The sequence below is a fragment of the Mycoplana sp. 10N416 genome (genome assembly GCF_056394765.1).
On the sequence record NZ_JBFTIM010000019.1, the window covers coordinates 12,532 to 37,566 of the forward strand.

Sequence of the window (25,035 nt, forward strand, 5' to 3'; positions counted from 1 at the left end):
CCGGTTGCCCACGGAACTTTCCGGTGGCAGAAGCAGCGCATAGGAATCGCGCGCGCTCGCTGCGGAACCCAAGCTGATCATTTGCGACGAAGTGACATCCGCACTCGATCAGCTTGTGGCTGCCGGCATACTGAAACTGCTGGCGAAGATCCCAAAGGAGCGGAAACTAAACCTGCCATCTGATAAAGTAGTTGACGCGAACTGGGTAGATAATGGTCCCGGATGGATGGCGTTGCTCCTTCGGAGCAGAGATGATCTTCTGAACGTTCGTCCAAACTATCAGGCGATTTCCGGCCTAAGAGTTGGTCTAGTCGCACCCTGTTCAGGAGAGGCTGGTGATGTAGACTTTGAGGTCCGAGCCTTTACTGCTGGTGGTTATGAGGATCCAGTCACAGGGAGCGTGAATGCAGGTTTGGCCAAATGGCTCGTATCTGCGAATATCGCCCCGTCTTCATATGTCGCTGCTCAAGGAACAGTCTTGGGTAGGTCGGGGAGCGTACATGTCCAACTCGAGTCCGAAAACATCTGGATCGGTGGCAAAGTCGTTACCTGCATTGACGGGCCGCTGCCGTTGCTCGACACTCACGCGAAACGAGGCTGAAACCGCTTCAACTGTGTACGACCAGAATACCGGCCACGCTGGCATAAGAACCGCCGTCCGGCAAATCTAAGGGCTTACGTCGCCTGCAAGTCAGCAAACGACTTGCAAGTGCGTTCCAGAAGGTGACTGTCGATATGTAGCCAATCTTTGACAGTACCTTGACCGCTTCCATTGCGCTGGTGAACGCGATAGTAGCCCGTCACCCCGTATGTCTATGGTGACGGGCGTCTTTCCTCCACCGGCCATGAAACGGCGCTAACTTTTTTAGACTTTCTGAGGGGCCACCAGGCCCCCAAAGATTTCGATGATGAGACGGACTGGCGCTTTATGATTGTCCGCCTTTTTTTCCAGCCTCAGCAGCGCGCTTCGGGTCGTTCTTGAAGTTGCCGCCCGATTCCTTGCCGCCTTTCGAAGCAATTTCACGCTGCTTGTCGTCGTCCATTGAAGCGAAGCCGCGCTTTGAGGTGCCATCGCTGCCCTTGTTGCTTTGGCGGTCGTCGTCCTGTTTTCTGTCTGGCATTTTCTTTCTCCAAGTTGGTTGAAAAGCGCCCGCGCAGGCGAGTGATAACCAGCCGGAAGCCGTCTGGTTCCCCTCAGTACGCAAAAGATTCCCGCGAATTGTGGAAAATAGTGGGGCCGTCCGCTGAACCCCGTACCCAGGTCTGCGCCGCGTCCCAGACGAGGGAAGGCAAAAGGTAGACCTGAACCTGCATGCAGCGTGGCGCGTGACGCTCGCTCGGAGCCGGGGCGCGCCGGAAGGAAACGGGAACCGAGGTGTCAGCAGCGAGTTCTAATCTTAGTTTGCATCGGTAGTTCTGCAAGTTCACCATCGGCTTTTGCACTGCCCGCCGCGTCGATGTTCCGCTTCTCCTTTTGCTTTCTCGCGGTCCGCAGATACGGCGGATTGTCCGTGCTGTGGCCTCCTACCCTGGCGTAAATCCGCATCAACATCTTGGTTTTCATGATGGTCGCGCTCCTTTGTGCGCGATGAAACCGGAACGGCGAGACGTCAGCAAAGTTCCACAGTGGTGAAGCTGGACATTAACGGCTGGGCGGTCGGACTTAACGCGACCGATCTGCATAGGTCAGTCGTCCCAGAAGTTCTGTTTCAGAAGCGGGTCGCCCTTGGGGTCGAAAAGCTCGTCTGGATCGGGATACAAGTTCTGTTCGACGAGATGGGGATCGCGCTCACGCTGGTCTTGGCTTCCAACAGATAGACGATGTTCAGCTCATTCGAGCATTCGGCGACGGTCGCCCGGCAATTTCACTTGGTCGGCCTAACGAGTGTAATGACCCTCGGCTTGGATGGCGCATCCAGCCATTCGATCCACTTATCTCGGTCTTCGATCGTGTCGAAGAACCGCCAGAGCCGGTACTCCTCTTCGGTGGTCTCCAGCATCTCTCCGATGGATACGAGCTCCAAGGGTAGCGTCACCTCGTTACCGTCGAAGCGAACGAGATACACTCCCTCGGTGGCTGCCATAGGTGCCGTCCGGGTCGTCGAGCGTGAAATATATGCCAGTCAGAGTGTCAAAGATCTTGTCGTTCATAGGATTTGATTGCCGGTCCGAGATGCGAGACCTGAGAACGTGGCGTAAGCGCGCCGGAGGTTGGCAGGCAAGTACAACCCGTCGCCTCACCGCGGCGAGTTTCCCGTGTCTGTATCAGCATTGTTTTCGTTTTTCAAACCAGCCGCGTCCGCCGCATGCCAGACACACCGTGGAACCATCGCGCCCGGTTGCATAGCAGGTGGGACATTCCAGCCAGTCGTCATTGCTCGTTCGCCGCATATAACTACCGTTGCAGCGCATCAATCCATCTTTGCGGCGGCAGGGCTTATCGATCGCGTCCGCATCATACTGGATGTGGCCGCACGTTGCACAAACAGCCACCGGTAGCGGCCTCTTGTTCATTGCCGGCATCTCCGAAGGTGGCTCGCTAACAGCCTCCTCCATCTCTCTTCCAAACGCAAATGCCTCTACGTCCGAGAGCCTGGCGAGGCTATTGCAGATCGGCCGTCGTAAGTGTCGGCATACTCCCGTCTCGCGCTGCTCTGTCAGTCGCTCTACTGAGGGCGCGTTGTCGGGCGCTAACGGGAAAATGGCGCATGGTCTTCAGCGCGGATCCCGTCACTCGAAAGTGACCGCAGGTACGGCAGACAAACTCAACATTGTCGCCGATCCGCGGGTCCATCTCCCGAGCCGGCTCATCGGTGACAGGGCATGTTGCATTGCTCCAGATCATTTGCGTCTCCGAAAAGCTTGACCATGCCAGTCCTGAAGAACGCACGACATGAGAGTAGAACAGCAGAAGCAGCGGGATGGCGCAAGCTGTATCAGGACGCGTCCGAATTGCGCAAAGATCAAAATCCTGCGAGACCTGCCACTGGAGGAACTTTCGATCTCCAGCTGGATTGATCCCTGTGGAAGGAGATCAATCATGGGCATGAACAATCCAAAAGACGGTGCGCCAGGCACTACCGATCAGTCGCCGCGCTGGGAAGGTCCGAAGGAGAACCGCCCCCGCGGTTATCTTCCTGCCAAGGATAATCCCGACGTAGACCGAGACGCTGTGGGAGAAAACAACAGAGATCCCGAGCGCAATCGACCTTCGGACGCTCTAAAAACAAGGGTCACGGCAAATCCCGAAAAGGATGCCGAGGGCCAATTCGCAAAGTCACGCGCTGATCGAAAAAGCGATGGCGTAGCCAGCGCCAAACCTACCGTCGTAACGGGCTCTGAAGATGCCACGGTTCATCGGAACCCACCGGGGTCTACGGAACCGGACGATTGGGACATCAATTTTGACGAAACCGACCTGGATCGTTCGCGTTGAACTGAGCGCTGTCAGCCGCTTTTCCCGGCCCACTTGGGGCTAACCCTGGCAAGTGGTACCTGAACGGTGCGGATATGTTCAGAGAGATCTGCCGAAGTGAAATCCTCACGGTGGGAATGCACGGATTGCTGTGGAACGGCGATGACCAAGAGCAATGGCCCATGCGCATACATCCCCAGTGGTTGCCTTTCCAAGCGAAACAATGACAACAAAAAAGGCCGGGGTCACCCGACCTTCCGTATCACCCGCTGCCAGTACATCCGTGGTCAACGTGTGAAGATAAATCAGCGGATGGTGTTCAGTCCATCCGCTTGGCCGGCGGAATCACCCAGGAACCGCTGAGGATCGACGGATCGCTCTCGTCAGGCCAATAGAGCCGCATCATCAGGTAGAACTTGCCCTTGGGCGCAGGGAGCCAGTTCGACTCCTTGTTCGCGCCGGGCGACTTGTTCTGGATGAGGATGTCGACGGAGCCGTCAGGATTAACTTTAAGGTCCTGGCGCGCACTGATCGAGTAACGGTTGATGGGATTGCAGACGCACAGAAGGCGTCCGTCCAGCTGCAACAACAGCGGAACAGCCCACTCGCGCTCGTCTTCACGACGATCCGTTTTGCTGCCCGCCCATGTTATTTTATCTCCAAGAAGCTGGCGTTCTCCCGCAGGTGGATGACCGTCGGACCGTCCGCGGCGAAGGCAGCCTTCACCCCAGCCTCAAGCTCCTCGAAGCTGTTCGGCTCGGCGGTTCGGCAGCCATAGGCTTCGGCGAGCTTGACGAAATCCGGGTTGTGCTGGTTGACGCCGATGGTCGGGATGTCGCGGACAATCATGCCGTCGCGGATCTGGGCGAGGCTGTCATTGTTCCAGAGGATGATGGCGAGCGGCAGCTTGTTTTCCACCGCGGTGCCGAGTTCTTGGAGGGTGAACTGGAAGCCGCCGTCGCCGACGATGACGGCGACCGGCGTCTCGGGGCTGGCGATCTTGCCGCCGATCGCTGCCGGCAGAGCATAGCCGAGCGTGCCGAAGCCGGCCGGGAAATGCCAGGTGCGGGGCAGGGCGCTGCGATAGAAGGCGTAACCAGAATAGGCGAGCTGCGTCATGTCGGTATAGACGACACCGTCGTCGGGGATAGCGTTGCGAAGGCTATCGAGCACGCGGACATGCTTCTTCTCGAGCGGCGTCAGCGCCTCGCGCTCGGCGGCGCGCAGTGCGGCAATGGCATTGGACTCCTTGAAGCCTGTGGCCCGGGAGACCGTGTCCGTGATCGCCGCCACCGCCAATTTCGCATCGGCTTCCATGGCGACGTCGACATCGTAGTCGCGCACCAACGTCGCCGGATCGATGTCGATGCGGATGAGCTTGCCATTCATCGGCAGCGGGCCATCCAGCCAGATGTCCGGTTCGGCAAGCTCGGTGCCGACGAGCAGTACCGCATCGGCATCGCGAACAAAGGCCTGGGTGGCGCCGCGGTCGATCGTCACCTCCAGCGCCAGCGGATGGTCGTCAGCCAGGATGCCCTTGGCTGCGATGGTCGGCACGACGGCCGCGCCGATCTTCTCCGCCAGCGCCCGGACCTCGCCTGCGGCGGAGACCGCGCCGCCACCGGCGAGGATCATCGGCCGCTTTGCCGCGTTGAGGATGGCAGCTGCCGCCTCGACCTGCGCCGCATCGGGCTCGCGGCGTCGGGCGGTGCTGCGCCGGTTTGCCGGCTTGTCGTCGGGCTCCTTGAAGACGTCGAGCGGGATGGAGAGATGCACCGGCCGCGGCCGGCCGCTTTCGAAGAGCGCGAAGGCGCGGGCGATGTATTCGCGCACCTGATCAGGGTTGGCCGCGGTCTCGGAAAAGGCGGTGAGCGGCCGCGTCACGGCCGACTGGTCGGTGATCTCGTGCAGCGTGCCGCGGCCCATGCCGAGATCCTTGTTGGCGGCGACGGAGGTGATCACCAGCATCGGCACGCTGTCGGAATAGGCCTGGCCGATCGGCGTCGCGGCGTTGGTGACGCCGGGTCCGGATATCAGGACGCAGACGCCCGGCTTGCCCGACATGCGGGCATAACCGTCGGCCATGAAGCCGGCGCCCTGTTCATGGCGCACGCCGATATGGCGGATGCCGGCGGCGTCCATGCCGCGATAGGCTTCGAGCGTGTGCACGCCCGGCATGCCGAAGACAGTGTCGACCCCATAGGCCTTCAGGATTTGCATCAGGCGGCTGCCGCAGGAAATTGTCTCGTTCATGATGAGTGATCCGTTCGGATAATCTTTGTTTCAGGGTTTGGCTGCGTCTTCGAGGCCCATCCAGATCGAGCCGTATTCATCGGCCACCACCATCAGGCTGGCGCCGAGTTCCTGGGCGGCGGCGCGCTCGGTGCGCGACCAGGCGGGCATGATCCAGGGTTTTCCGGCTTTGCGGGCGGCCGCCGCGATCGTCTTCAGATCAGCCTTGTCCGCATCGGTGTTGCGATACGCACCGCGGCCGGAATCGAGCGACAGGTCGCTCGGGCCGATAAACAGCCCGTCGACGGTCGGAAGCGCGAGGATGGCCTCGACATCCTTTAGGGCCGCTGCCGACTCGATCATCGGATAGCAGCGCGTCTTGGCGTTCTCGTTTTCGTAGTAGTCCGGTTTAACGCCGCCGTAGCGGGCAGGGCGGGTGCCGGAGAAGCTGCGCGTGCCGAGCGTCGGATACTTGGCGGAGGCGGTCACGCGGCGCGCATGCTCGACATCGCCGATATGGGGGATGATGACGCTGTCGGCGCCCATGTCGAGCGCCTGCTGGATCGGGATCGCCTTCGGCCCCAGCACCTTGGCGTGCATCGTCATGCCGAGCGCCTTGCCGAGCGCGATGATGCGGTCCGTCGCTTCGAGGTCGAACAGGCCATGCTCGATGTCGAGCACGACGTGTCGATAGCCGATGTCATGGGCGATCTCGATCATCGCCTGGTGCGGGGTCGAGAGCCAGATGGCGAGGTTTTGGAGCGTGTCAGCCATGGGCGGCGCGATCCTTCTGCTGCCGCTCGGCGATCATGCCAGCGATGTCCACCAGATCCTGCAATTTGGCGCCGGCGCGGATGCGCGCCACCCAGCTTCCCTCGTCCTCCTGGTCGGCCAGCGCAACATCGGCGATGCCCGCCACCTGGTCCGGCGGCAGCACGAGGATGCCGCAGTCGTCGGCAAGGATCGCGTCGCCCGGATTGACGGTGACGCCGCCGCAGGAGACGGGAATGTTGTAGCCGCCGCCGAGATTGAGCAGCTTGGTGGTGATCGGCGAAACGCCGCGCGCCCAGGTCGGCACGCCGGCCTCATGGATTGCGGCCGGATCGGTGATCATGCCGTCAATGATCACGCCGGCAAGCCCGCGTTCCTTGGCGACGGCCGCCATGAAGCCGCCCCAGGCGGCGTGGCGCTCGTCGCCGGCCCGGTCGATCACCAGGATGTCGCCGGGCCGCACCCGGTCCATCGCGTGGTAGAGTAGGGTGGAATCGGGGCCGGGGATCGAGACGGTCTGCGCGGTGCCCGCCACCCGCACGCCGTCGATCAGCGGACGCAGGTCATTGCGCATGAAGCGGTCGTGCAGGTAGTGGCCGACGGTGGCCGCCTCGACGCGGGCAAAGCGGGCGAGCAGGCCGGCGTCGAGCTGCGGCGCTGGGTCGGCGATCCGGTAGGATTTGATCGACATGATGAAATGGCTTCCTATTGCGTGAGAATTCTGATGGCGGAGGGGGCGCAGGCGAGGACGCCCGGCTCTCCCGGTTGCGGGATCGAGCGGTCACGGCTGTTGCGCACACGGGCCTGCAGGCGGTTGTCGTCGGCAAGCGACAGGCCGTAGACGGTGTCGGTGCCGATATAGACCGCCTCGCTGAGCGTGCCGGCAAAGCGGATCGGCGGCCCGGCATCGCCGTCGACGAAATGCAACGCCTCCGGCCGGATGGCGAGCGTGCACCGATCGCCGGGCTGCAGGGCGAGATCGGATTGCAGATCGAACCGGCTGCCGGCCGCATCGAGTGTCAGCCGGTCGCCGCTGCGGCCGGAGACGCAGGCCTCGACCAGGTTCATGTCGCCGATGAACCCGGCGGTAAAGCGGTTGGCCGGCTGTTCGTAGATCTCGACCGGACCGCCGACCTGCTGGATGACGCCGTTGCTCATCACCGCGATGCGGTCCGACATGGTCAGCGCCTCTTCCTGGTCGTGGGTGACGAAGATGAAGGTTATGCCGAGGCGGCGCTGCATCTCCTTCACCTCCATCTGCATCTCGCGACGGAGTTTCAGGTCGAGCGCCCCGAAGGGCTCGTCGAGGAGCAGCACGGACGGCCGATTGACCAGCGCACGCGCCAGCGCCACGCGCTGCTGCTGGCCGCCCGATAGTGCCGACGGCTTGCGGTCGATGGCATGGGCCATGTGCACGCTTTCGAGCGCGGCCTTGACCCGCTGCCGGATCTCCTCCTTCGCAACCCCTTTCACCGAAAGGCCGAAGCCAACGTTCTCGCCGACATTCAGATGCGGGAAGAGCGCATAGCTCTGGAACACGGTGTTGACGTTACGCTGGTGCGCCGGCACGCCGGTCACCTCCTTGCCGTCGAGCAAAAGCCGGCCGGAGGTCGGCTCCTCGAAGCCGGCAATCATCCGCAGCGTCGTCGTCTTGCCGCAGCCAGAGGGGCCAAGGAAAGTGAAAAACTCGCCCGCCCGAATCTTGAGGTTCATCCGATCGACGGCATAGGTCGTCTGGTCGTCGCTGTTGCCGAAGGCCTTGCGGATATCGATCAGTTCGATGGCGACACGGCTTGCACCGGCCGGCTCTGGGGTGTCAGGCGGCATATCACTGGGACTCGATGAGAAAGGGGGAGAGCGGCCGGATGTCGGGATCCGGCCGCCGGTGATGCGGCTCGCCGTTACTGGGCGGTCTTCACCTTGGTCCAGCCGTCCTGGTAGAGCTTCGTGGCGTCACCCACGTCGAGGATGAAGTCGGCCTTCATCAGCGTTTCCTCCGGCGGATAGATGGCCGCGTTTTCGACCACGTCCTTCGGCAGCAGCTCCTTGGCCTTGTCGATCACGGTGGCCGATTTCGACAGGTTGGCGGCTTTGGCGGCGACGTCCGGGCGCATGACGTAGTCGATGAACTTGTAGGCTTCCTCGACGTTCTTCGCCGATTTTGGAATGGCGAAGCCGTCGATCCACATCGAGCCGCCTTCCTCCGGAATGACGTATTTGACCTTCGGATTGGTCGCCATCACCTGGGCGATGGAGCCATTCCAGCCCTGCACCAGGCAGGCCTCGCCGGAGGCGACGAGATCCCCGAAATTGGTGCTGTTGTAGCCGCCGAGCACCCTTTTCTGCTCGATCAGCGACTGGGTAGCCTTCTCGATTTCTTCCGGCCTGGTGGTTCCCGCATCGTAGCCGTTGACTTGGAGACCGGCGATATAGGCGGCCAGCATGTTGTCGAGCATGTAGATCCGGCCTTCGTACTGCGGATCCCACAGCACCTTCCAACTCGTCGGCGGCGTCTTTACGCAATCCTCGTTGTAGGCGAGGCCGGTCGTGCCCCAGATATAGGGAACGGACCATTTCTGGCCGGGGTCAAAGGAGACGTTCTTGAAGGGGGCGCCGAGATTGCCGATGTTCGGGATCCTGGCGTGGTCCAGCTCCTGCAACAGGCCCTGCTTGGCGAGGACCTGCACGGTGTACTGGCTCGGCTCGATGAGATCATAGCCGCTGGCGCCAGCCGAAAGCTTGGCCATCATCGTTTCGTTGGAATCGTAGGTGTCGAAGGTCACGGTGATGCCGGTTTCCTTCGCGAAGTCGTCGACGATCTCCTGCGGCACTTCGCCGGACCAGGCATAGATGTTGAGCTCGGCGGCCGATGCGCCCGAAGCAAAGGCGATCAGGCTGCCCGATGCAAGCAAGGTTTTCCATTTTTTCATTGTTGGCATTCCCCTTTTTCTTGGTTGCTCTAAGATTATTTGCGGATTGTCTTGAGGTAGCGGCCCATGACGACCAGGATCACCAGCACGTTGACAGCGATCAGCATCGCGCCGAGCGCGTTGATCTTCGGCGTCAGGCCGGTTTTCAGCATCGCGTAGATCTGGATCGGCAGCGGCGTGGAGCCGACGCCGGAGACGAAAGTCGAGACGACGAAATTGTCGAAGGAAATCACCGCGCAGAGCAGGAAGGCCGAGAGGATGGCCGGCAGCAACAGCGGCAACGTCACACGCACAAAAATCTGCCTGCCGTTGGCGCCGAGGTCGGCCGCCGCCTCGTCGAGGCGGGGGTCGAGCCCGGACGCCGCGGCGCGCACGATCAGGAAGCTGAATGGGACCGACACGAGCACGTGGCCGGCGATCAGCGTGCCGTAGCCGAGCGAAACGCCGGTCCAGACCGTGGCGACGAGCAGGCCGACGGCAAGCACGATCTCCGGCAGGACGAGCGGCGCGATCACCAGCGTCGAGAACAGGTTCTGGCCGGCAAACGGGCGCTTGACCACGGCGAGCGCCGCGCTGGTACCGATCGCCGTTGCAAGCACCGCCGATGCGGTGGCGACGATGACGCTGACCTTTAAGCCGGCCCTGAGGCCGCGATCACCAAGCGCTTCGGCGAACCAGGCGAGCGAAAAGCCTTCCCACATCACCGTCGAGCGGCCGGCGTTGAAGGCGTAGATCACCAGCACCAGCAAGGGTGCGAAGAGGAAGAGATACCCGAGGAGTGTCGCGGCGGGGACGTACAGAGCAAGGACCTTCCTCATACCCGCGCCTCCTCGACCGAGCGCAGCACGCGCATGTAGCAGACGATGATCACCGATGAGATCGCCAGCAGCACCACGGAGACGGCGGCCCCCAACGGGATGTTGCGGAAATCGAGGAAGAGCTGGACGATCAGGTTGCCGAGAATAATGCTCTTGCCGCCGCCAAGCAGGACGGGAATGGCGTAGACGCCCATGGCCGGCACGAAGACGAACAGGATCGCCGCCATGACACCCGGCAGCGACAGCGGGAAGGTGACCCGCCAGAAGGATTGCAGCGGGTTGGCGCCGAGATCGTCGGCCGCCTCGAGCAGCCGCCTGTCGAGCCCGCTGAGCGCGGCATAGATCGGCAGCACTGTGGTCGGCAGGAAGGCATAGAGCATGCCGACGAGCACGGCCGGATAGGTGCCGATCATGCGGATGGGCTGCTCGATCATGCCGAGGCCGACGAGCGCGCTGTTGATCGTGCCGTTGCGGCCAAGCAGCACCATCCAGGCCGACATGCGCACGATGAAGTCGATCCAGAATGGAATGAGCAGCAGCGCCAGCAGCAGGCCGGCATAGCGCCCGGCGCGCAGCGCGATGAAATAGGCGATCGGATAGCCAACCAGCAGGCAGATCACGGTCGAGACCACCGCCAGCTGCAGCGAGTTCAGAAAGATCGGCAGGTAGATCGCCTGGAAGAGCTCACGGTAGCTCTTCAGCGTGAAGCCGAATTTCGCGCCGCCATAGGTGTCTTGCTCGGCGAAGGAAAAGGCGATGACGATCAGGATCGGGATGGCTAGCAGGAGGATCGCACTGAGGAGGGACGGGGCGAGAAGCGCCAGCGTCACGAGGTTGCCTCGGCGCGCGGCGGTCATTTCCGCGTCTCCATGCGGGTTTCGCGGGACGGTGGCTCGATCGGCCGTCTGAGGTTCGTCGCGCTGACGGAGAGATGCGCGCGCATCGCCGCTTCAGCCTTGTCGGGGTCACGGCTTGCGAGCGCCTGGTGAATCACGACCATGTCGTTGAGGTCTTCAAAAAGCAGCGCGACCGGAATGCGCGACACGTAGAGGCTGCGAACTGATAGCGCGTAGAGACGCGTCAGCGCCTGCACGAGGTAGGTGTTACCGGAGGCCTCCGCGATCAGCTTGTGCATTTCCTCGTCGATGCCGAGGTGCCATTCGATGTCCATGCGGCGGGCCTCGACGCCGGTGCGCGCCTCCTCGATCAGCGTGGCCAGGCGATCGAGCTGGGCATCGCTGATGCGGGTGGCGGCCAGCCGGGCCGCCCAGACCTCGGCCTGGAGGCGGAATTCCTGGAGCTGGAAGAAGTCGGTGGCGGAGGTCGAGGAGACGAAATAGCCGCGTTGCGGAACCGCCAGCAGCAGATCCTCCTGCGCCAGCCTCTGCAACGCTTCGCGCAGCGGGGTGCGGCCGACGGCGAGCCGCTCCATGCATTCCTTCTCGTCGATCGGCGATCCCGGCAGCAGCTCCGCCTTGATGATGGCGTTGCGCAGCCCTTGGTAAGCCACGTCGCTCAAGCGCATTTTCTTGTTTGAAGGAGCCTGCAACACCGATCACCTCAAAAATATATTTTCAGGATATCATCAGCATATTCCATGTCAACGCCTAACGGTCGTACGTCTACTGCCCGCGACCCCTTGCTCGGGCAGGGCGTACATTCTTTCCCAAAAGGTTGAGGATCACTGCCGACGAGACGACCAGAACGCGCACGTTTGCATCCGTAAAAGCGACGAGAACAACCGCGCTCCGGTTAGCCATGCCTGCTGGCAGCCATTTGTTCCGGCGAGCGGAACCGGAAATCTCCACCAGTTGGGTTTTGGAACACGCGCAGGTCGAACTCCGGCAGGATTGCGAACAGGTGATCAAAGATGTCTGACTGGATGCCCTCGTAAACGGCCCAGACTGTTGTGTTGGCGAAGCAGTAGATTTCCAGCGGCAGGCCGTTGGGCTGCGGCTGGAGTTGCCGCACCATGATCGTCATGTCTTGATGGACGCCCGGATGATTGCGCAGGTAGTTCTGCACATATGCGCGGAATGTACCGATCTTGGTGGCGCGGCGCGTGTTGGCGGGAATTCGAGCGCGTTCTCCGAGCTTGCCGTTTAGCGCAATGCTGGAGGCCCCGCCTTCGGTGACGGCGCGCCCAGCTATAGGCTCAACGAATGATCGCCGTGCCTCTTGGCATTCTGGCGGGCGCGCCAGCCTAGCGTGGTCCACTCCCCTGCCCGTGAAGCAGCCACGCGATGCTAACCTGAAGGATGCGTGCCAGCATGTCGAGGCGGTTGGCGCGTGGCGCTGCCCGATCGTTCTCCCAATTCGACCAGGTTTCGGTGGTCACCCCGGTCACGACTGAAATCTCGTCAATCGAAAGACCGACGGCGTCACGGGCAAGCGAGATCCGTCCCCCAATGGTGTCGTATGCTGCGTCGAAAGTGGTCCGCGGCGCTAGGGTGTCATTGTACATGTCAGAGCTCCTTCGTGTTGATGGCCCCGCGGGCGCAGCCGCGAGGCGCGATCGCCGATCAAATCGTCGGGGTCAGCCGTCTTCCTCACCGAGCCAGGCCTTGATCTGGTCCGGGTGATCCTCGACGTACTTGTCGACGGCCTTTTCGTAGGAAGTCTCCTGAGCATTGAACATTGCCGCCTCGAGGTCGCCGATCGGCAGCTTCATGCGCGACAGGAAGGCTGCGACCTCCGGGTTGTCCTTCTCGAAATCCTTGCGGGCGAGCACGTCGACATGCTCCGCCTTGCCGAGGGCGCCCTTCGGATCGTCGAGGTAGCGCAACTCATACTTGCCGAACATCCAGTGCGGGCTCCAGGAGGTGGCGACGAACCACTCCTCCTTGCGGATCGCCCGGTCGACCGTCGTCAGCATGCCAGCTTCGCTGGAGATCTGCAGCTTGTAGTCGCCGAGTTCGTAATCCTTGACGGCCTGCTCGGAAAGGCGCGTGAGGCCGGCGCCGGGATCGATGCCTTCGATTTGACCGTTCAGCTTCTCCTTCACCTCATCCTTGTTGAGATCCTCGATCGAGGCGATGGCGTCCTCGGGCACGTATTTCGGAACCACCCAGCCGAGCTTCGCGCCGTCGTAGACGGTGCCGAGCGTCGTCACCTTGTCCTTCACCTTGGCGAAATAATCGGCGTGTGTTTCCGGAAGCCAGGCCATCATCATGGCGTCGAGGTCGCCGCGGCCGACGCCTTGATAGAGCGGCGCCACGTCGGTCTGGATCAGTTCGACCTCCTGGCCGAGTTCGTGCTTGATGAGCTTTGCGGCAAGCTTGGTCACGAACTCGGCGTCGGACCAGGCGGACCAGCCGATCTTGACCGGCGCCTTGTCCTGCGCGAGTGCCGTGCCGACCGCACCGGTGAAAATACCGGCCGCGAGGCTCATTGTAACGAGTGTCCTGAACATGTTTGCTCCTTTTTTGAAGGTTCGCATTCGGCGGCGCGCACGCCGCCATCTTCGAGCGCAAGTAGCGCTGCTCATGCCGTGACGGCTGAGCCAGCAGGCTGTTGCGCTCGACGACGGAAGAGGGTGCACCAGAGGCCGGCGCGCTCCTTTCCGAGGCTCTGGGTGATCCGGTCGAGGATCACCGCAAGGATGACGACGGCGATGCCGCCCTCGAAGCCGGTGCCGACATCGAGCCGCTGGATGCCGGTGAGCACCGTATTGCCGATGCCGCCGGCGCCGATCATCGAGGCAATGACCACCATCGAAAGCGACAGCATGATCGTCTGGTTGATGCCGGCCATGATCGACGGCATGGCGTTGGGGAGCTGCACCTTGAAGAGCAGTTGCCAGGCGGTGCAGCCGAACGCATTGCCGGCCTCGATGAACTCGACATGCACCTGACGGATACCGAGGTTGGTGAGGCGGACGACGGGCGGCATGGAGAAAATGACCGTCGCGATGCTACCCGGCACGGCGCCGAGGCCGAAGAACATCGCCGCCGGGATAAGGTAGACGAAGGCGGGCATGGTCTGCATGAGATCGAGAACAGGCCGCACGGCGGTGGCGACCCGGTTGCTGCGCGCCATGGCCACGCCAAGCGGCAGACCGATGATCATAGCGATCAGCGTCGAGGCGAGCACGAGCGATAGCGTCTCCATCATGGCCGACCATAGTCCCATGTGGCCGACCAGCCAGAGCGACAGGCCGGTAAATACGGCGAATTTGAAGCCAACCCGCCAGAGCGACAGCAGGACAAAAATCGCAAGCCCAAGGGTCATAGGCGCGGCCAGGAGCAAATTCTGGATGCCGCTTGTCACAGTGCCGATCGCTGCGGCAATGATGTCCAGCAGCGGCGCGAAATTATCGAGGATGTAGTTGACGGCGCTGTCAACGCCGTCACCGATGTCAAAGGTCATGGAAATGTCTCCGGGCTGGATCAGGCGGTGCGATCGAGCGTTTCGAGAAGCGCGGATTTGCTGATGGAGCCGAGATAACGGTTGGCCTCGTCGACGACCGGCACCGGAAAGGCGCAGGCGGCAACCTTGCCGAGAACGTTCGAGAGGCATTCCGACGCCGGGATCGGCTCGATATCCTGCAGGAAGGCGCGCCGACAGGGTTCGCTGCCGCCATCGCGCGCGGTTTCGATCAGTGAATTGCGGCTGACCATGCCGCGATAGGTCTTGTCGCGACCGAGGATGATCGCGATGTCCCGGTCGAAGTGCTCCATGCGCTCGAGTGCTGCGGCGCCGGACACGCCCTGGCGTTCGATGATCGTCACCTGCGTCTGGCGTGCCACGTCGCCCGCGCGGAAGACCTGCGAGACGTCGACGTTGCGGAAGAAGGAGCGCACGTAGTCGTTGGCGGGCTGCAGCACGATCTCGTCGGGCGTACCGACCTGAACAACCTCGCCATTTTGCATAATGGCGATGCGGTCGCCGATCCGCATCGCTCCGTCAATGTCGTGGCTGACGAAGACGATCGTGCGGCTGTGCTCGGCCTGGAGGCGCATCAGTTCGTCCTGCATCTCCGCGCGGATAAGAGGGTCGAGCGCGGAAAATGCCTCGTCCATCAGCAGCACTGTCGGGTCTGTGGCAAGCGCACGGGCGAGGCCGACACGCTGTTTCATGCCGCCGGAAAGCTGGTCCGTCCGGCTGTCGTCATAGCCGTCGAGACCGACGGCCTTCAGGGCCGCGCGGGCACGTTGCCGGCGTTCGCTTTCGCTCGTTCCGGCGACCTCGAGACCGAAGGCGGCATTGTCGAGAACGGTGCGGTTGGGCAGGAGCGCGAAGGACTGGAAGACCATGCTGATGTCGCGGCGGCGCAACGCGATCAACTCGCTCTTCGGCATCTGCGCCACGTCGCGGCCGTCGATCTCGATCGCGCCGGAGGTTGGCTCGATCAGCCGGTTGATGAGGCGCAGAAGGGTGGACTTGCCCGAGCCCGACAGCCCCATGATGACAAAGATCTCCCCGGAGCGAATATCGAAGCTCGCATTGTTGACGCCGATCGTGCAGCCGGTCGCGGCGTGGATCTGTGCTTTGGTCTTGCCAGAATTTAGAAGGTCGAGGGCTTTTTCCGGCCGCTCTCCGAATACTTTGAAAATGTTCCTGATACTGATTTTGACCGGTAGGTCGCTCTCAGTTGCAAAGGTCATGCTGTGCTGGCCCCGCTCACAGAAGGGCGCTCTCCTTTAGTTCCGAGCTGAATATCAGCGGCCGAACACGCCACCTGATGGTGTGTCGCAATTGAATTGCGAGGCGCAATTTGGACATTATGTGGCATGTTTTTGCTTATGCATCAAGACATCGTGGTAAATCCATGCCATTTGGCCGTTTTGTGGAATAGTTTTCCATGCGGTGACGCGGGACGAATTTGCTACTCTGGCAAGGGCCTGTTGAAGACGGCCGACGGACCTGATGTGCCAGGACCGCCTAGCCAATCAGCTGCCTCTTTAGCCCGTCCATCGGGACCTCACAAAGGGAGACCTATGGGGAGGCAGCGCTCGGGTGCCAGGCGGAGAAACTCGATGAGACTTGCGCAACCAGCCACGTTCTGGATTGCGGTCTCTGCAGTCGCTTTGGTTGCGCTGGTGCTGTTGCACCAAATCCCGTTGCCGTTCGTCGTCGGCGCATTGCTCGCCTATCTGCTCGTTCCGGCGGTCGACAGATTGGATGCACCGTCGAAGGATGCCGGGGCCTGGCGGAGCAGGGGTTTGCGATACGCCAGATCGGAGACTGCGCAGCGCCGCGGCAGGCGCCGTACGCCTTCTTCGAAGACCGGTCGAGTTCGAGGCCGGCATTGTCTCCAGACGGAGATATGCCGGCCCGGGCCGATGTCGACAATGGCGGTGTCGCTGCCGCTCTAGGAAAGATGATGTCAAATCACTAGGATCGTGAACAGGCCGACCTGGCCGGCAGGGGAGAGGAGCCGCTATTTCGTGAAATTCCGCCGTGCGCTCGCCCTCGCGATCCTGCCGATCGTCGCCGTGCTCGTCATCCTGAAAGTCGGCACGCTTTTGACGCGCAGCTATATGGAAGAGGCTTCCCTTCAGGCCGGCTCAGCGCTGCGACTCGCGGTCGCGGCGCTCGGTGGCCACCTCAGCCGCTACGAGCCGCTGCCGGCGCTGATCGCAGATCACGACGACATCGAAGCACTGCTCCAGTCGCCGGCCGATCCGGCGCTGCGGCGGGTGGCAAACGAATACCTCAAGGGCATCAACGCGCTGCTGAAGTCCTCGGACATCTACGTGATGACGCCTGACGCGAATACCATCGCGGCCAGCAACTATGATGTGCCCGGTACCTTCGTGGGCCAGAATTTCGACTACCGTCCCTACTTCCAGGACGCGGTGACCGGTCGGCAGGCGCGCTTCTACGCACTCGGCACGACGTCGCTCAAGCGCGGCTACTACTTCTCGTCCCCGGTCGAGGTCGGCGGCAGGATCCTCGGTGTGATCGTCTTTAAGGTGGACATCGATTCCATCGAAGCGTCCTGGAAAAGCGGGGAATACAAGATCTTCGTCGCGGATCCGGAAGGCATCATCTTCATGACCGGAAGTCCGCAATGGCTTTACGCCGGCATCCTGCCGCTGGACGCGCCACGACTAACGCGCACCCAGGCGTCGCGACGCTATGCCGAGGCGATATTGAAGCCGCTGCCCGCCACCGAGAGTGTCGACTACGGCCAGCAACTGATGCGCATTGCGGAAGACGGCACTCAGCGGGAATATTTGCGCCTCTCGCACTACATGCCGGAAGCCGACTGGACGGTGAACGTCCTTCTCGACACCGCCTCGGTGCGCACCCAGGCGCGCACCACGCTGGTTGCCATCCTGCTTTTCATCTGCCTTGCCGGCCTCGGCGTCGCCGTGCTGAGGCAGCGTCGCGTGCGCGTGGAGGAGCGCCTGCGCCTGCAGGAGGAAACACGCGACGAACTGGAGCGCCGGGTCGACGAACGGACTGCCGATCTCGCCCGTGTCAACCAGCAGATCGAGCTCGAGATCGCCGAGCACCGGCTCACCGAGCAGGAGCTGCGCAAGACCCAGGGCGATCTCATCCAGGCAGGCAAGCTTGCCGGCCTCGGGCAGATGTCGGCAGCCTTGTCGCATGAGCTCAATCAGCCGCTGGCCGCCGCAAAGACCTATGCCGACAGCGCAGTGCTGCTGATCGAGCGGGGGCGCGTGCCGGAGGCGCAGGACAATGTCCGCCGCATCTCGGGGCTTGTCGATCGCATGGCCTCGATAAGCCGCCACTTGCGCAATTTCGCCCGCAAGCCGAATGAAAAGCTCGGACCGGTACCCCTCCGCGAAGTGATTGCCGACACGCTGGAGATCGTCGCGCCGCGGCTGAAGGCGGCAGACGCCAGGCTCGCGGTGCGCCTCGACGAGGAGGCGCTTGCAGTGGTGGCCGGCCCGGTCCGCCTTCAGCAGGTCCTCGTCAACATCATCAGCAATGCCGCCGATGCGGTTGAGGGCCGCGAGGATCGGGAGATCGTGCTGTCGGCCTACCGGATCGACGGCCGCGTCCAGATAAAGGTCCAGGACCGCGGACCCGGCGTGCCGGCGGCGATCGCCGAGCGGATCTTCGATCCGTTCTTCACGACCAAGGGCGTGGGCAAGGGGCTCGGTCTTGGCCTGTCGATCGCCTACAATATCGTCAAGGACTTCGGAGGAGACCTCTCCGTGGAGACGCAGGCGGGCGGAGGGGCGCTCTTCCGCGTGATTCTGGATGCCGCCGCTCCGGCGCGGGAGGCCGCGGAATGACAGTGTCGCGGATCCTCCTGGTCGACGACGAAGAGGAAATGCGGCGCTCGCTCGCTCAGGCGCTCGGGCTGTTCGGCCTCGAAGTGGATACGTTCGGCAGCGCCGAGCCGGTGCTGGAACTTGTCGGCTACGCCTTCAATGGGGTCGTGGTCAGCGATATCCGCATGGCCGGCATGGATGGCATGACTCTGCTGCAGCGGATCCGCGAGATCGATCCGGAGGTCCCGGTCATCCTCGTCACCGGCCATGCGGACGTGCAGCTCGCCGTCAGCGCGATGCGGGCGGGCGTCTATGACTTCCTCGAAAAGCCGTTCACCGCCCAGCACCTTGCCGGCATCGTCCGCCGCGCCATGGATCGCAGGAGTTTGGTTCTGGAGAATCGCCGGCTGCGCGCCGTTGCCGGCAAGCGCGACGACATCGAGGCGCGGCTGCCGGGACGAACGCAGGCCATGGTGGACCTGCGCTATCGCCTGCGGGCGATCGGCGCGACGGATGCGGATACGCTGATCATTGGCGAAACCGGCGCCGGCAAGGAGGTCGTGGCCCGGGCCCTGCACGATATCAGCGCCCGGGCGGATCGCCCCTTCATCGCCATCAATTGTGCGGCGCTGCCGGAAAATCTCATCGAAAGCGAGCTCTTCGGCCATGAGGCCGGCGCCTTCCCGGGTGCGCTCCGTCCGCGCTACGGCAAGTTCGAACATGGCCGCGGCGGCACCATCCTGCTCGATGAAATCGGCTCGATGCCCTTCGATTTGCAGGCAAAGTTCCTGCGAGTCCTGCAGGAGCGCGTCATCACCCGACTGGGCTCGAATGAGCCCGTGCCGCTCGATGTGCGTTTCATCGCCACCAGCAAGGTCGATCTGGAGGCGGAGGTGGCGGCCGGACGCTTCCGCGCCGATCTCCTCTACCGGCTGAACGTCGCGACCCTGCATGTGCCGTCGCTGGCACAACGCCAAGACGACATCCCCTTGCTCTTTCTTCAGCTCGTGCGCGAGGCCGCGGCGCGTTACATGCGCAACGACGTGGAGGTTCAGCCGGAGCTGATGATCGAGATCGCCGGCCGAAGCTGGCCCGGCAACGTGCGCGAATTGCGCAACGCCGCCGATCGGCTGGTGCTCGGACTGGACGTGGCCCCCGAGGAGGCGCCGGCTACAACCGTAGAGCCACGGCTATCGGCGAAGGTGGCCGCGTACGAGCGCGGCGTTATTGCCAGCGCACTGGCCGCGCATGGCGGCAGGATCAAGCCCGTTTACGAGCAGCTCGGCATCTCGCGAAAGACGCTATACGAGAAGATGCAGAAATATGGGCTGGCCAAGAATATCAACTTTGCCGCCTTTCAGGACGATGCCTCAGAACCGGATGGGTGGAAATCCACCCATCCTTGACCCGGCATTGTCCCCGTTCCTACCCATTCGACACAGGTTTCCGTTGCAAGTTGCGTCCGGAACGTCCCTGCCGGTTTGTCCGCCCGAGGTGCGGTGTCACTTTCGATGAATCCAGAACCGGCCCGGGAGGAGCCGCGGCCGGCTGGCGATTTTATCGGAGGATTTGATGAAGACCGTGAAAACCCTGTTCGGCCTCTCGGCCGCGTTTGCCGTTTCGTTGCTCGCCACCTCTGCCCTTGCGCAGACCTACCCCGAGCGCACCATCACGATGGTCGTGCCTTTCTCGGCCGGCGGCCCGACCGACACTGTGACCCGCCTCGTCGCTGAGGCCATGTCGAAGGACCTCGGCCAGCAGATCGTCGTCGAGAATGTCGGCGGTGCCGGTGGCACGCTCGGCGCCGGCCGCGTCGCGAGCGCCGACCCGGACGGTTATACGCTGCTGCTTCACCATATCGGCATGGCAACGAGCGCGACGCTCTACCGCAAGCTCGCCTATGACACGCTGAACGCCTACGAATATGTCGGCCTGGTCACCGAAGTGCCTATGACGGTCGTCGGGCGCAAGGATTTCGAGCCGACGGACCTCAAGGGCTTCGTCGATTACATGAAGGCCAACAAGGACACGGTAACCGTCGCCAATGCCGGCATCGGCGCCGCCTCGCACCTCTGCGGCATGATGCTGATGAGCGCCCTGCAGACCCAGTTCACGACCGTGCCCTACAAGGGAACCGGGCCGGCCATGACCGACCTCCTGGGTGGGCAGGTCGACGTCTTGTGCGACCAGACCACCAACACGACCAAGCAGATCCAGGGCGGTACGATCAAGGCCTATGCGGTGACGTCTCCGGCCCGCCTCGACATTCTGCCGGACGTACCGACCGCGGAGGAAGGCGGCCTGGCAGGCCTCCAGGTCGGCATCTGGCACGGCGTCTACGCACCGAAGGGCACGCCCGCCGAAGTGATTGAACGTCTCTCGAAGTCGCTGCAGGGCGCGTTGAAGGACCCGAACGTGATCGCCCGCTTTGCCGAACTCGGCACGTCCCCGTCCTCGGAAGCCGAAGCAACGCCGGCGGCACTGAAGGAGAAGCTCGAAAGCGAGATCGCCCGCTGGAAGCCCGTCATCGAGGCTGCCGGTCAATACGCCGACTGAGGCTCGTGCTGATCGAATCGTGGCGGCGCCCGACGCCGTCACGATTCCCAAGCGCCTGGCGGCCCGTCCCGGCCGCTCGAAGAGGGAATCTTATGAACCGATTGCAGTTCGACAGCACCAACGCGATATGTGGCCTGACATTCATCGCGCTTGGTGGCTTCTTCATCTATCAATGCCTTGAGCTGGAGCTCGGCACGGCCTTCCGCATGGGGCCGGGCTATTTTCCGCTGGTGCTCGCGTCGATCCTGACGTTGCTCGGCGTCATCGTCCTGGTGCAGGCAACGCAGGTCGCGGGCGAACCGATGGGCCCGCTCGCGCTGCGCGGTATGCTCTTCATTCTGCCCGCGCCGGTCTTCTTCGGCCTGACGGTGCGCGGTCTCGGCTTCGTGCCGTCGCTGTTCTTTGCCGCGCTGATTGCCGCTTTTGCCTCCGGGCGGATGAAGCCGCTGATGGCGCTTGTGCTGGCCGTCGCCATCACGCTGTTTTCCGTGGTGGTGTTCAGCTATGCGCTCGGCCTGCCGTTCCAACGCTTCGGCCCCTGGACGCGGCTGTAGGAGACGGACATGGATCTTGTCAGCAATCTTGCGCTCGGCTTTACCACCGCCGCCTCGCCCGCCAACCTCGCCTTCTGCCTTATCGGCGTCCTGCTCGGCACCCTGATCGGCGTGCTGCCGGGGATCGGCGCGACGGCGACCATCGCCATGCTCCTGCCAATCACCTTCCAGCTCGAGCCCGTCTCGTCGCTGATCATGCTCGCCGGCATCTATTACGGCGCCCAGTATGGTGGCTCGACCACGGCGATCCTGATCAACATGCCGGGGGAATCCTCGTCGGCGGTCACGGCGATCGACGGCTACCAGATGGCCCGCAAGGGCAGGGCAGGGGCGGCGCTCTCGATCGCGGCCCTCGGCTCGTTCTTCGCCGGGACGGTGTCCACCTTCCTCGTCGCGATCTTCGCCATTCCGTTGACGGCCATCGCGCTTCAATTCGGTGCGGCCGAATATTTCTCCCTGATGGTCGTCGGCCTCGTCTCCTCGGTCGCGCTGGCGCACGGCTCGATCGTCAAGGCGATCGCGATGGTGGTCCTCGGGCTGCTGCTCGGCCTCGTCGGTACGGACATCTATACGGGAACGCCGCGGTTCACGATGGGGATCCGGGAATATGCGGACGGTCTCAATTTCGTGGCGGTTGCGGTCGGGGTTTTCGGGATTGCCGAAATTCTTCGCAACCTAGAAAGCGAGAAGACGCGCTCCATCCTGATGGCGAAGGTCACGGGCCTCTGGCCGTCGAAGGACGACTTCAGGCGCATCGTGGCGCCGGTGCTGCGCGGGACCGCCATCGGCTCGGCGCTGGGGATTCTGCCGGGCGGCGGCGCGATCCTCGCCGCATTCGCCTCCTACACCGTGGAGAAGCGCATCTCGGATCGTCCCCAGGAGTTCGGACAAGGTGCGATCGCCGGTGTCGCCGGCCCGGAATCCGCCAACAATGCGGGTGCTCAAACCTCTTTCATCCCCTTGCTGACGCTCGGTATTCCCGCCAATCCGGTCATGGCGCTGATGGTCGGCGCGATGATCATCCAGGGCATCGTTCCGGGCCCGAACGTCGCGACGGAACAGCCGGCGCTGTTTTGGGGCATCATCGCCTCCATGTGGATCGGCAACCTGATGCTGGTGGTCCTGAACCTGCCGTTGATCGGCCTCTGGGTGAAGCTGCTCACGGTGCCCTACTACGTGCTGTTCCCGATCATCATGGCTTTCTGCTCGATCGGGGTCTACAGCGTGAACTCCAACGTCTTCGACCTGTATGCGGTCGCGTTGTTCGGGCTGGGCGGCTATCTGCTGGTCAAGTTGCGCTGCGAACCGGCGCCGCTGCTGCTCGGCTTCGTGCTTGGTCCGCTGCTGGAAGAGAATCTGCGCCGGGCGATGATCCTGTCGCGCGGCGACCCGACGACCTTCTTCACGCGTCCGATCAGTGCGATCCTGCTGGGGATTGCGCTGGCGGTCCTGCTCGTCGTGTTCCTGCCGTCGGTCAAGGCCAAGCGGGAGGAGGTCTTCCAGGAGGAAGATTGAGACGTCCATCTCCTGAAAACCGGGTCGGGGAGGGGCAGCGGCTGGCCGCCCCTCCCATATTTCATCGCTCGACTTCCTTCGGCACCCGGACACCACGCCGGACGCCCAGAGCGGCACCGATGGTGCCTCTTGTGACCACGCCCGCCGACTCGCCGGCCAACGGTCCTAAGCCGTCCTCCTGAGCCACCTGTCGAAGATCTCGACGGTCACGCAATCGACACGATCATCCATTTATCAAGGCACAATCTTTCACCACGTCATGTACCGCCGGCGGGTGATCAGGAAGGTCGGGGAACCAGGCCTTTTTTGCATTACGGGTGTAGCGAAGGATTGCTCCTCGTAAGTTACCGCCCTACTGCGGTAGCATGGTCGAATGCAGGGTTGGCGCGAAGGTCTGAAATTAACGATGCATAGGAAGCCGCAGTTGCGGGCCGCTCTGGCTGCATCGGCCCATGAGCCGACATCGCCTAAATTCTCGAACACGACGCCTCCGCCGCTGAGATCAGTCGGCTCGGATCCGGCGATCTGCAGATGGTCAAGGAATACGCTGCTCTTTGCCTTGAACTCGAGGACGAACTGAAGCGCCGTCTAGAAAAACCGCCGCCAACTTGAATTTGCTAGCCTTCGCCTATAATGCCCTTTGTGAGACACGGTATAATGAGATCGCGGACAACGTTTCTGTCTCACCTTGCATCGGGTGCAGATTCGCTGTTCGGAGAACGCTGCGAGCAGTATGGCGCGCTGTGCTATCGGCGCACGAGGAGTGACGTCGAGTTCATGGTCATCACCAGCCGCGACACCAGACGCTGGGTGATCCCAAAAGGATGGCCGATCAAAGGCAAGGCACCGCACGAGGTGGTCGCCAACGAAGCTTTCGAGGAAGCTGGTGTTCGCGGCAAGGTTAAGAAAAAGGCGCTTGGATACTTCACCTACCTGAAGCGACTGGACGACGGCCGTGGCGTTCTTTGCAGCGTCCAGGTTCACGCGATGAAGGTAAAAGGTCACATTGCTGACTTTCCCGAGAAGGGACAGCGGAAGGTGGATTGGGTGTCCAGTTCAGAGGCGGCAGCCAGAGTGTCAGAACCGGAGTTGCGCGGCCTATTTCACATGTTAGAACAAATTCTGGGGCGGGATTCGCAGTGAAGACTGCCGACGACCCTCTCCTTAAGCACGATCACCGCCTCAGGCTCGACAATGTGGCAGCATTGTCCGGTGGTGAGTCTTTCCTGCAGCCGCCGCCGTGTGCCCATACCGAAGCTGGCAGGACCGCAATAGCGATCACAGCCACTATCAAGCGAACGAAAGTCATGTTGCCCCCCCGGCCGCTGCCACCTGCCTCTACCCACACCAGGATTGCTTGCGCCCGATCCACCGGTGGGCAAGCCCTTCATCGACCAGGGTCTCACCGAGCGATCGGCCGTCGCGGTGGACCGTGCGCAGCTTGCGGCCATACTTATCCTCATCCCGCAGACCGCGCGAAAGGGTGAACGGGCCATCGTTGAGCAGCATCTGCAGCCGGTACTTTGCGCGCTCGCCAAGCTCGCGTTCCCACGCGCATTTCGGCTCGCTGACCTCCGGCGTGTCGATGTCTGTGACCCGGTACTTGATGCCGTCGAGCCAGAAGGTGTCGCCATCGACGACGCAGGTCGTGCGGACGGTCCCTTGGCAGATCGGAAATGATGCGGAAATTGTCTGATACCGTGGGACGGTCGACCACCCATAGACGGTGCCAAGCAAAACTGCTCCGGCAGCAGAGAGGACAAAGGTCCTACCAGGCAAGCGCCATCGGCGCCTTGCCCAGCGGCTACGTTGTCCGAATTTAACAACCTTCCCCACGGATCCCCCTGACGGGGAGTAATGCAGAGAAACAACTTTCCGTCGAGGCGCCGACTGCTCGCTCACAGGCGATCTCGACACCCGCGTGCATCTTGTCACGTTGCGCCTGTAGGATGAGCGGATTCTTATGAGCAAAGTTCTTTTATTGTTGGGCCTACTCCAGATAGTAGGCGGCGTCCTTTTAGATTTGATCTCCGCACTGGGCATGTCCGAGGC

General features: G+C 62.5%; 24 protein-coding genes and 6 pseudogenes. 11 read left to right on the plus strand and 19 right to left on the minus strand.

Annotated features, from left to right (window positions below):
* Position 1: 1 nt before the first annotated feature.
* Positions 2-169 (plus strand): annotated as a pseudogene (locus AC1DDS_RS23405) (ATP-binding cassette domain-containing protein); the annotation flags it as partial.
* A 3-nt stretch (positions 170-172) separates the two neighbouring features.
* Entirely contained in the window at positions 173-601 is a 429-nt protein-coding gene (locus tag AC1DDS_RS23410) for a PhzF family phenazine biosynthesis protein (protein ID WP_477481074.1), read from the plus strand.
* Between the two features lie 325 nt (positions 602-926).
* On the opposite strand, the gene AC1DDS_RS23415 is transcribed toward AC1DDS_RS23410, so the two are convergent.
* Both AC1DDS_RS23415 and AC1DDS_RS23420 read right to left on the minus strand, forming a co-directional pair.
* On the minus strand, positions 927-1,121 hold the full coding sequence (locus AC1DDS_RS23415; RefSeq protein WP_477481049.1) for a con-10 family general stress protein: 195 nt from the start codon (positions 1,119-1,121) through the stop codon (positions 927-929).
* Between the two features lie 257 nt (positions 1,122-1,378).
* On the minus strand, positions 1,379-1,564 hold the full coding sequence (locus AC1DDS_RS23420; protein WP_477481050.1) for a hypothetical protein: 186 nt from the start codon (positions 1,562-1,564) through the stop codon (positions 1,379-1,381).
* Between the two features lie 62 nt (positions 1,565-1,626).
* Between AC1DDS_RS23420 and AC1DDS_RS23425 the strand changes: the two genes are divergently transcribed.
* On the plus strand, positions 1,627-1,818 hold the full coding sequence (locus AC1DDS_RS23425) for a hypothetical protein (protein ID WP_477481051.1): 192 nt from the start codon (positions 1,627-1,629) through the stop codon (positions 1,816-1,818).
* 47 nt (positions 1,819-1,865) lie between these two features.
* Here the strand turns inward: AC1DDS_RS23425 and AC1DDS_RS23430 are convergent.
* Both AC1DDS_RS23430 and AC1DDS_RS23435 read right to left on the minus strand, forming a co-directional pair.
* Positions 1,866-2,151: pseudogene (locus AC1DDS_RS23430) on the minus strand (hypothetical protein).
* Positions 2,152-2,265: 114 nt separating this feature from the next.
* On the minus strand, positions 2,266-2,514 hold the full coding sequence (locus tag AC1DDS_RS23435; RefSeq protein WP_477481052.1) for a hypothetical protein: 249 nt from the start codon (positions 2,512-2,514) through the stop codon (positions 2,266-2,268).
* Positions 2,515-3,040: 526 nt separating this feature from the next.
* Here AC1DDS_RS23435 and AC1DDS_RS23440 point away from each other — a divergent pair.
* A pseudogene (locus AC1DDS_RS23440) lies at positions 3,041-3,232 on the plus strand (hypothetical protein); the annotation flags it as partial.
* 6 nt (positions 3,233-3,238) lie between these two features.
* A pseudogene (locus AC1DDS_RS23445) lies at positions 3,239-3,436 on the plus strand (hypothetical protein); the annotation flags it as partial.
* A gap of 298 nt (positions 3,437-3,734) precedes the next feature.
* Here AC1DDS_RS23445 and AC1DDS_RS23450 read toward each other — a convergent pair.
* The 14 genes and pseudogenes from AC1DDS_RS23450 to proV form a co-directional block, all read right to left on the minus strand.
* A pseudogene (locus AC1DDS_RS23450) lies at positions 3,735-4,004 on the minus strand (DUF1214 domain-containing protein); the annotation flags it as partial.
* A gap of 59 nt (positions 4,005-4,063) precedes the next feature.
* Positions 4,064-5,668: a 5-guanidino-2-oxopentanoate decarboxylase gene (locus AC1DDS_RS23455; protein WP_477481053.1), complete on the minus strand. Its 1,605-nt coding sequence runs from the start codon at positions 5,666-5,668 to the stop codon at positions 4,064-4,066.
* Positions 5,669-5,698: 30 nt separating this feature from the next.
* Positions 5,699-6,421, minus strand: coding sequence for an HpcH/HpaI aldolase family protein (locus AC1DDS_RS23460; protein WP_477481054.1), 723 nt, complete (start codon positions 6,419-6,421; stop codon positions 5,699-5,701).
* Positions 6,414-7,109, minus strand: coding sequence for an RraA family protein (locus AC1DDS_RS23465; RefSeq protein ID WP_477481055.1), 696 nt, complete (start codon positions 7,107-7,109; stop codon positions 6,414-6,416). Before AC1DDS_RS23465 ends, AC1DDS_RS23460 begins: the two co-directional genes overlap by 8 nt.
* A 14-nt stretch (positions 7,110-7,123) precedes the next feature.
* On the minus strand, positions 7,124-8,245 hold the full coding sequence (locus tag AC1DDS_RS23470; RefSeq protein ID WP_477481056.1) for an ABC transporter ATP-binding protein: 1,122 nt from the start codon (positions 8,243-8,245) through the stop codon (positions 7,124-7,126).
* A 74-nt stretch (positions 8,246-8,319) separates the two neighbouring features.
* The gene (locus tag AC1DDS_RS23475; RefSeq protein ID WP_477481057.1) at positions 8,320-9,348 is read right to left on the minus strand and encodes an ABC transporter substrate-binding protein; all 1,029 of its coding nucleotides are present in this window, start codon (positions 9,346-9,348) and stop codon (positions 8,320-8,322) included.
* A 35-nt stretch (positions 9,349-9,383) separates the two neighbouring features.
* The gene (locus AC1DDS_RS23480; protein ID WP_477481058.1) at positions 9,384-10,166 is read right to left on the minus strand and encodes an ABC transporter permease; all 783 of its coding nucleotides are present in this window, start codon (positions 10,164-10,166) and stop codon (positions 9,384-9,386) included.
* Entirely contained in the window at positions 10,163-11,023 is an 861-nt protein-coding gene (locus tag AC1DDS_RS23485; protein ID WP_477481059.1) for an ABC transporter permease, read from the minus strand. Before AC1DDS_RS23485 ends, AC1DDS_RS23480 begins: the two co-directional genes overlap by 4 nt.
* Positions 11,020-11,676 carry a GntR family transcriptional regulator gene (locus AC1DDS_RS23490; protein ID WP_477481075.1) on the minus strand — a complete coding sequence of 219 codons (657 nt, stop codon included), beginning with the start codon at positions 11,674-11,676 and terminating at the stop codon, positions 11,020-11,022. The genes AC1DDS_RS23485 and AC1DDS_RS23490 overlap by 4 nt, the downstream gene beginning before the upstream one ends.
* 242 nt (positions 11,677-11,918) lie before the next feature.
* Positions 11,919-12,269 (minus strand): annotated as a pseudogene (locus AC1DDS_RS23495) (mechanosensitive ion channel family protein); the annotation flags it as partial.
* Between the two features lie 100 nt (positions 12,270-12,369).
* On the minus strand, positions 12,370-12,630 hold the full coding sequence (locus tag AC1DDS_RS23500) for a helix-turn-helix domain-containing protein (protein WP_477481060.1): 261 nt from the start codon (positions 12,628-12,630) through the stop codon (positions 12,370-12,372).
* Between the two features lie 72 nt (positions 12,631-12,702).
* Positions 12,703-13,578, minus strand: coding sequence for a glycine betaine ABC transporter substrate-binding protein (locus AC1DDS_RS23505; protein WP_477481061.1), 876 nt, complete (start codon positions 13,576-13,578; stop codon positions 12,703-12,705).
* A 71-nt stretch (positions 13,579-13,649) separates the two neighbouring features.
* The gene (locus tag AC1DDS_RS23510; protein ID WP_477481062.1) at positions 13,650-14,534 is read right to left on the minus strand and encodes an ABC transporter permease; all 885 of its coding nucleotides are present in this window, start codon (positions 14,532-14,534) and stop codon (positions 13,650-13,652) included.
* 20 nt (positions 14,535-14,554) lie between these two features.
* The gene (gene proV, locus AC1DDS_RS23515) at positions 14,555-15,772 is read right to left on the minus strand and encodes a glycine betaine/L-proline ABC transporter ATP-binding protein ProV (protein WP_477481063.1); all 1,218 of its coding nucleotides are present in this window, start codon (positions 15,770-15,772) and stop codon (positions 14,555-14,557) included.
* 783 nt (positions 15,773-16,555) lie between these two features.
* Here proV and AC1DDS_RS23520 point away from each other — a divergent pair.
* The 6 genes from AC1DDS_RS23520 (at position 16,556) to AC1DDS_RS23545 (ending at position 24,126) form a co-directional block, all read left to right on the plus strand.
* A complete protein-coding gene (locus AC1DDS_RS23520; RefSeq protein WP_477481064.1) occupies positions 16,556-18,379 on the plus strand; it encodes a sensor histidine kinase in 1,824 nt (607 codons plus the stop codon).
* Complete coding sequence (locus AC1DDS_RS23525) at positions 18,376-19,764, plus strand: sigma-54-dependent transcriptional regulator (protein WP_477481065.1); 1,389 nt, start codon at positions 18,376-18,378, stop codon at positions 19,762-19,764. Before AC1DDS_RS23520 ends, AC1DDS_RS23525 begins: the two co-directional genes overlap by 4 nt.
* A 166-nt stretch (positions 19,765-19,930) precedes the next feature.
* Entirely contained in the window at positions 19,931-20,914 is a 984-nt protein-coding gene (locus tag AC1DDS_RS23530; protein WP_477481066.1) for a tripartite tricarboxylate transporter substrate-binding protein, read from the plus strand.
* Between the two features lie 92 nt (positions 20,915-21,006).
* Positions 21,007-21,468 (plus strand): tripartite tricarboxylate transporter TctB family protein, encoded by a 462-nt coding sequence (locus AC1DDS_RS23535; RefSeq protein ID WP_477481067.1) that lies wholly within the window; start codon positions 21,007-21,009, stop codon positions 21,466-21,468.
* A gap of 9 nt (positions 21,469-21,477) precedes the next feature.
* Complete coding sequence (locus AC1DDS_RS23540) at positions 21,478-22,983, plus strand: tripartite tricarboxylate transporter permease (protein WP_477481068.1); 1,506 nt, start codon at positions 21,478-21,480, stop codon at positions 22,981-22,983.
* Between the two features lie 777 nt (positions 22,984-23,760).
* Positions 23,761-24,126 (plus strand): NUDIX hydrolase, encoded by a 366-nt coding sequence (locus AC1DDS_RS23545; protein ID WP_477481069.1) that lies wholly within the window; start codon positions 23,761-23,763, stop codon positions 24,124-24,126.
* A 195-nt stretch (positions 24,127-24,321) separates the two neighbouring features.
* Here the strand turns inward: AC1DDS_RS23545 and AC1DDS_RS23550 are convergent, their stop codons facing one another.
* Positions 24,322-24,720 (minus strand): thermonuclease family protein, encoded by a 399-nt coding sequence (locus AC1DDS_RS23550; protein ID WP_477481070.1) that lies wholly within the window; start codon positions 24,718-24,720, stop codon positions 24,322-24,324.
* Positions 24,721-25,035 lie beyond the last annotated feature (315 nt).

What these genes read in the sequence shown, in the direction of transcription:
- AC1DDS_RS23415 (WP_477481049.1), bottom strand. Translation starts at nt 1,121, where the DNA reads ATGCCAGACAGAAAACAGGACGACGACCGCCAAAGCAACAAGGGCAGC.
- AC1DDS_RS23420 (WP_477481050.1), bottom strand. Translation starts at nt 1,564, where the DNA reads ATGAAAACCAAGATGTTGATGCGGATTTACGCCAGGGTAGGAGGCCAC.
- AC1DDS_RS23435 (WP_477481052.1), bottom strand. Translation starts at nt 2,514, where the DNA reads ATGAACAAGAGGCCGCTACCGGTGGCTGTTTGTGCAACGTGCGGCCAC.
- AC1DDS_RS23455 (WP_477481053.1), bottom strand. Translation starts at nt 5,668, where the DNA reads ATGAACGAGACAATTTCCTGCGGCAGCCGCCTGATGCAAATCCTGAAG.
- AC1DDS_RS23460 (WP_477481054.1), bottom strand. Translation starts at nt 6,421, where the DNA reads ATGGCTGACACGCTCCAAAACCTCGCCATCTGGCTCTCGACCCCGCAC.
- AC1DDS_RS23465 (WP_477481055.1), bottom strand. Translation starts at nt 7,109, where the DNA reads ATGTCGATCAAATCCTACCGGATCGCCGACCCAGCGCCGCAGCTCGAC.
- AC1DDS_RS23470 (WP_477481056.1), bottom strand. Translation starts at nt 8,245, where the DNA reads ATGCCGCCTGACACCCCAGAGCCGGCCGGTGCAAGCCGTGTCGCCATC.
- AC1DDS_RS23475 (WP_477481057.1), bottom strand. Translation starts at nt 9,348, where the DNA reads ATGAAAAAATGGAAAACCTTGCTTGCATCGGGCAGCCTGATCGCCTTT.
- AC1DDS_RS23480 (WP_477481058.1), bottom strand. Translation starts at nt 10,166, where the DNA reads ATGAGGAAGGTCCTTGCTCTGTACGTCCCCGCCGCGACACTCCTCGGG.
- AC1DDS_RS23485 (WP_477481059.1), bottom strand. Translation starts at nt 11,023, where the DNA reads ATGACCGCCGCGCGCCGAGGCAACCTCGTGACGCTGGCGCTTCTCGCC.
- AC1DDS_RS23500 (WP_477481060.1), bottom strand. Translation starts at nt 12,630, where the DNA reads ATGTACAATGACACCCTAGCGCCGCGGACCACTTTCGACGCAGCATAC.
- AC1DDS_RS23505 (WP_477481061.1), bottom strand. Translation starts at nt 13,578, where the DNA reads ATGTTCAGGACACTCGTTACAATGAGCCTCGCGGCCGGTATTTTCACC.
- AC1DDS_RS23510 (WP_477481062.1), bottom strand. Translation starts at nt 14,534, where the DNA reads ATGACCTTTGACATCGGTGACGGCGTTGACAGCGCCGTCAACTACATC.
- proV (WP_477481063.1), bottom strand. Translation starts at nt 15,772, where the DNA reads ATGACCTTTGCAACTGAGAGCGACCTACCGGTCAAAATCAGTATCAGG.
- AC1DDS_RS23525 (WP_477481065.1), top strand. Translation starts at nt 18,376, where the DNA reads ATGACAGTGTCGCGGATCCTCCTGGTCGACGACGAAGAGGAAATGCGG.
- AC1DDS_RS23530 (WP_477481066.1), top strand. Translation starts at nt 19,931, where the DNA reads ATGAAGACCGTGAAAACCCTGTTCGGCCTCTCGGCCGCGTTTGCCGTT.
- AC1DDS_RS23535 (WP_477481067.1), top strand. Translation starts at nt 21,007, where the DNA reads ATGAACCGATTGCAGTTCGACAGCACCAACGCGATATGTGGCCTGACA.
- AC1DDS_RS23540 (WP_477481068.1), top strand. Translation starts at nt 21,478, where the DNA reads ATGGATCTTGTCAGCAATCTTGCGCTCGGCTTTACCACCGCCGCCTCG.
- AC1DDS_RS23545 (WP_477481069.1), top strand. Translation starts at nt 23,761, where the DNA reads ATGGTCATCACCAGCCGCGACACCAGACGCTGGGTGATCCCAAAAGGA.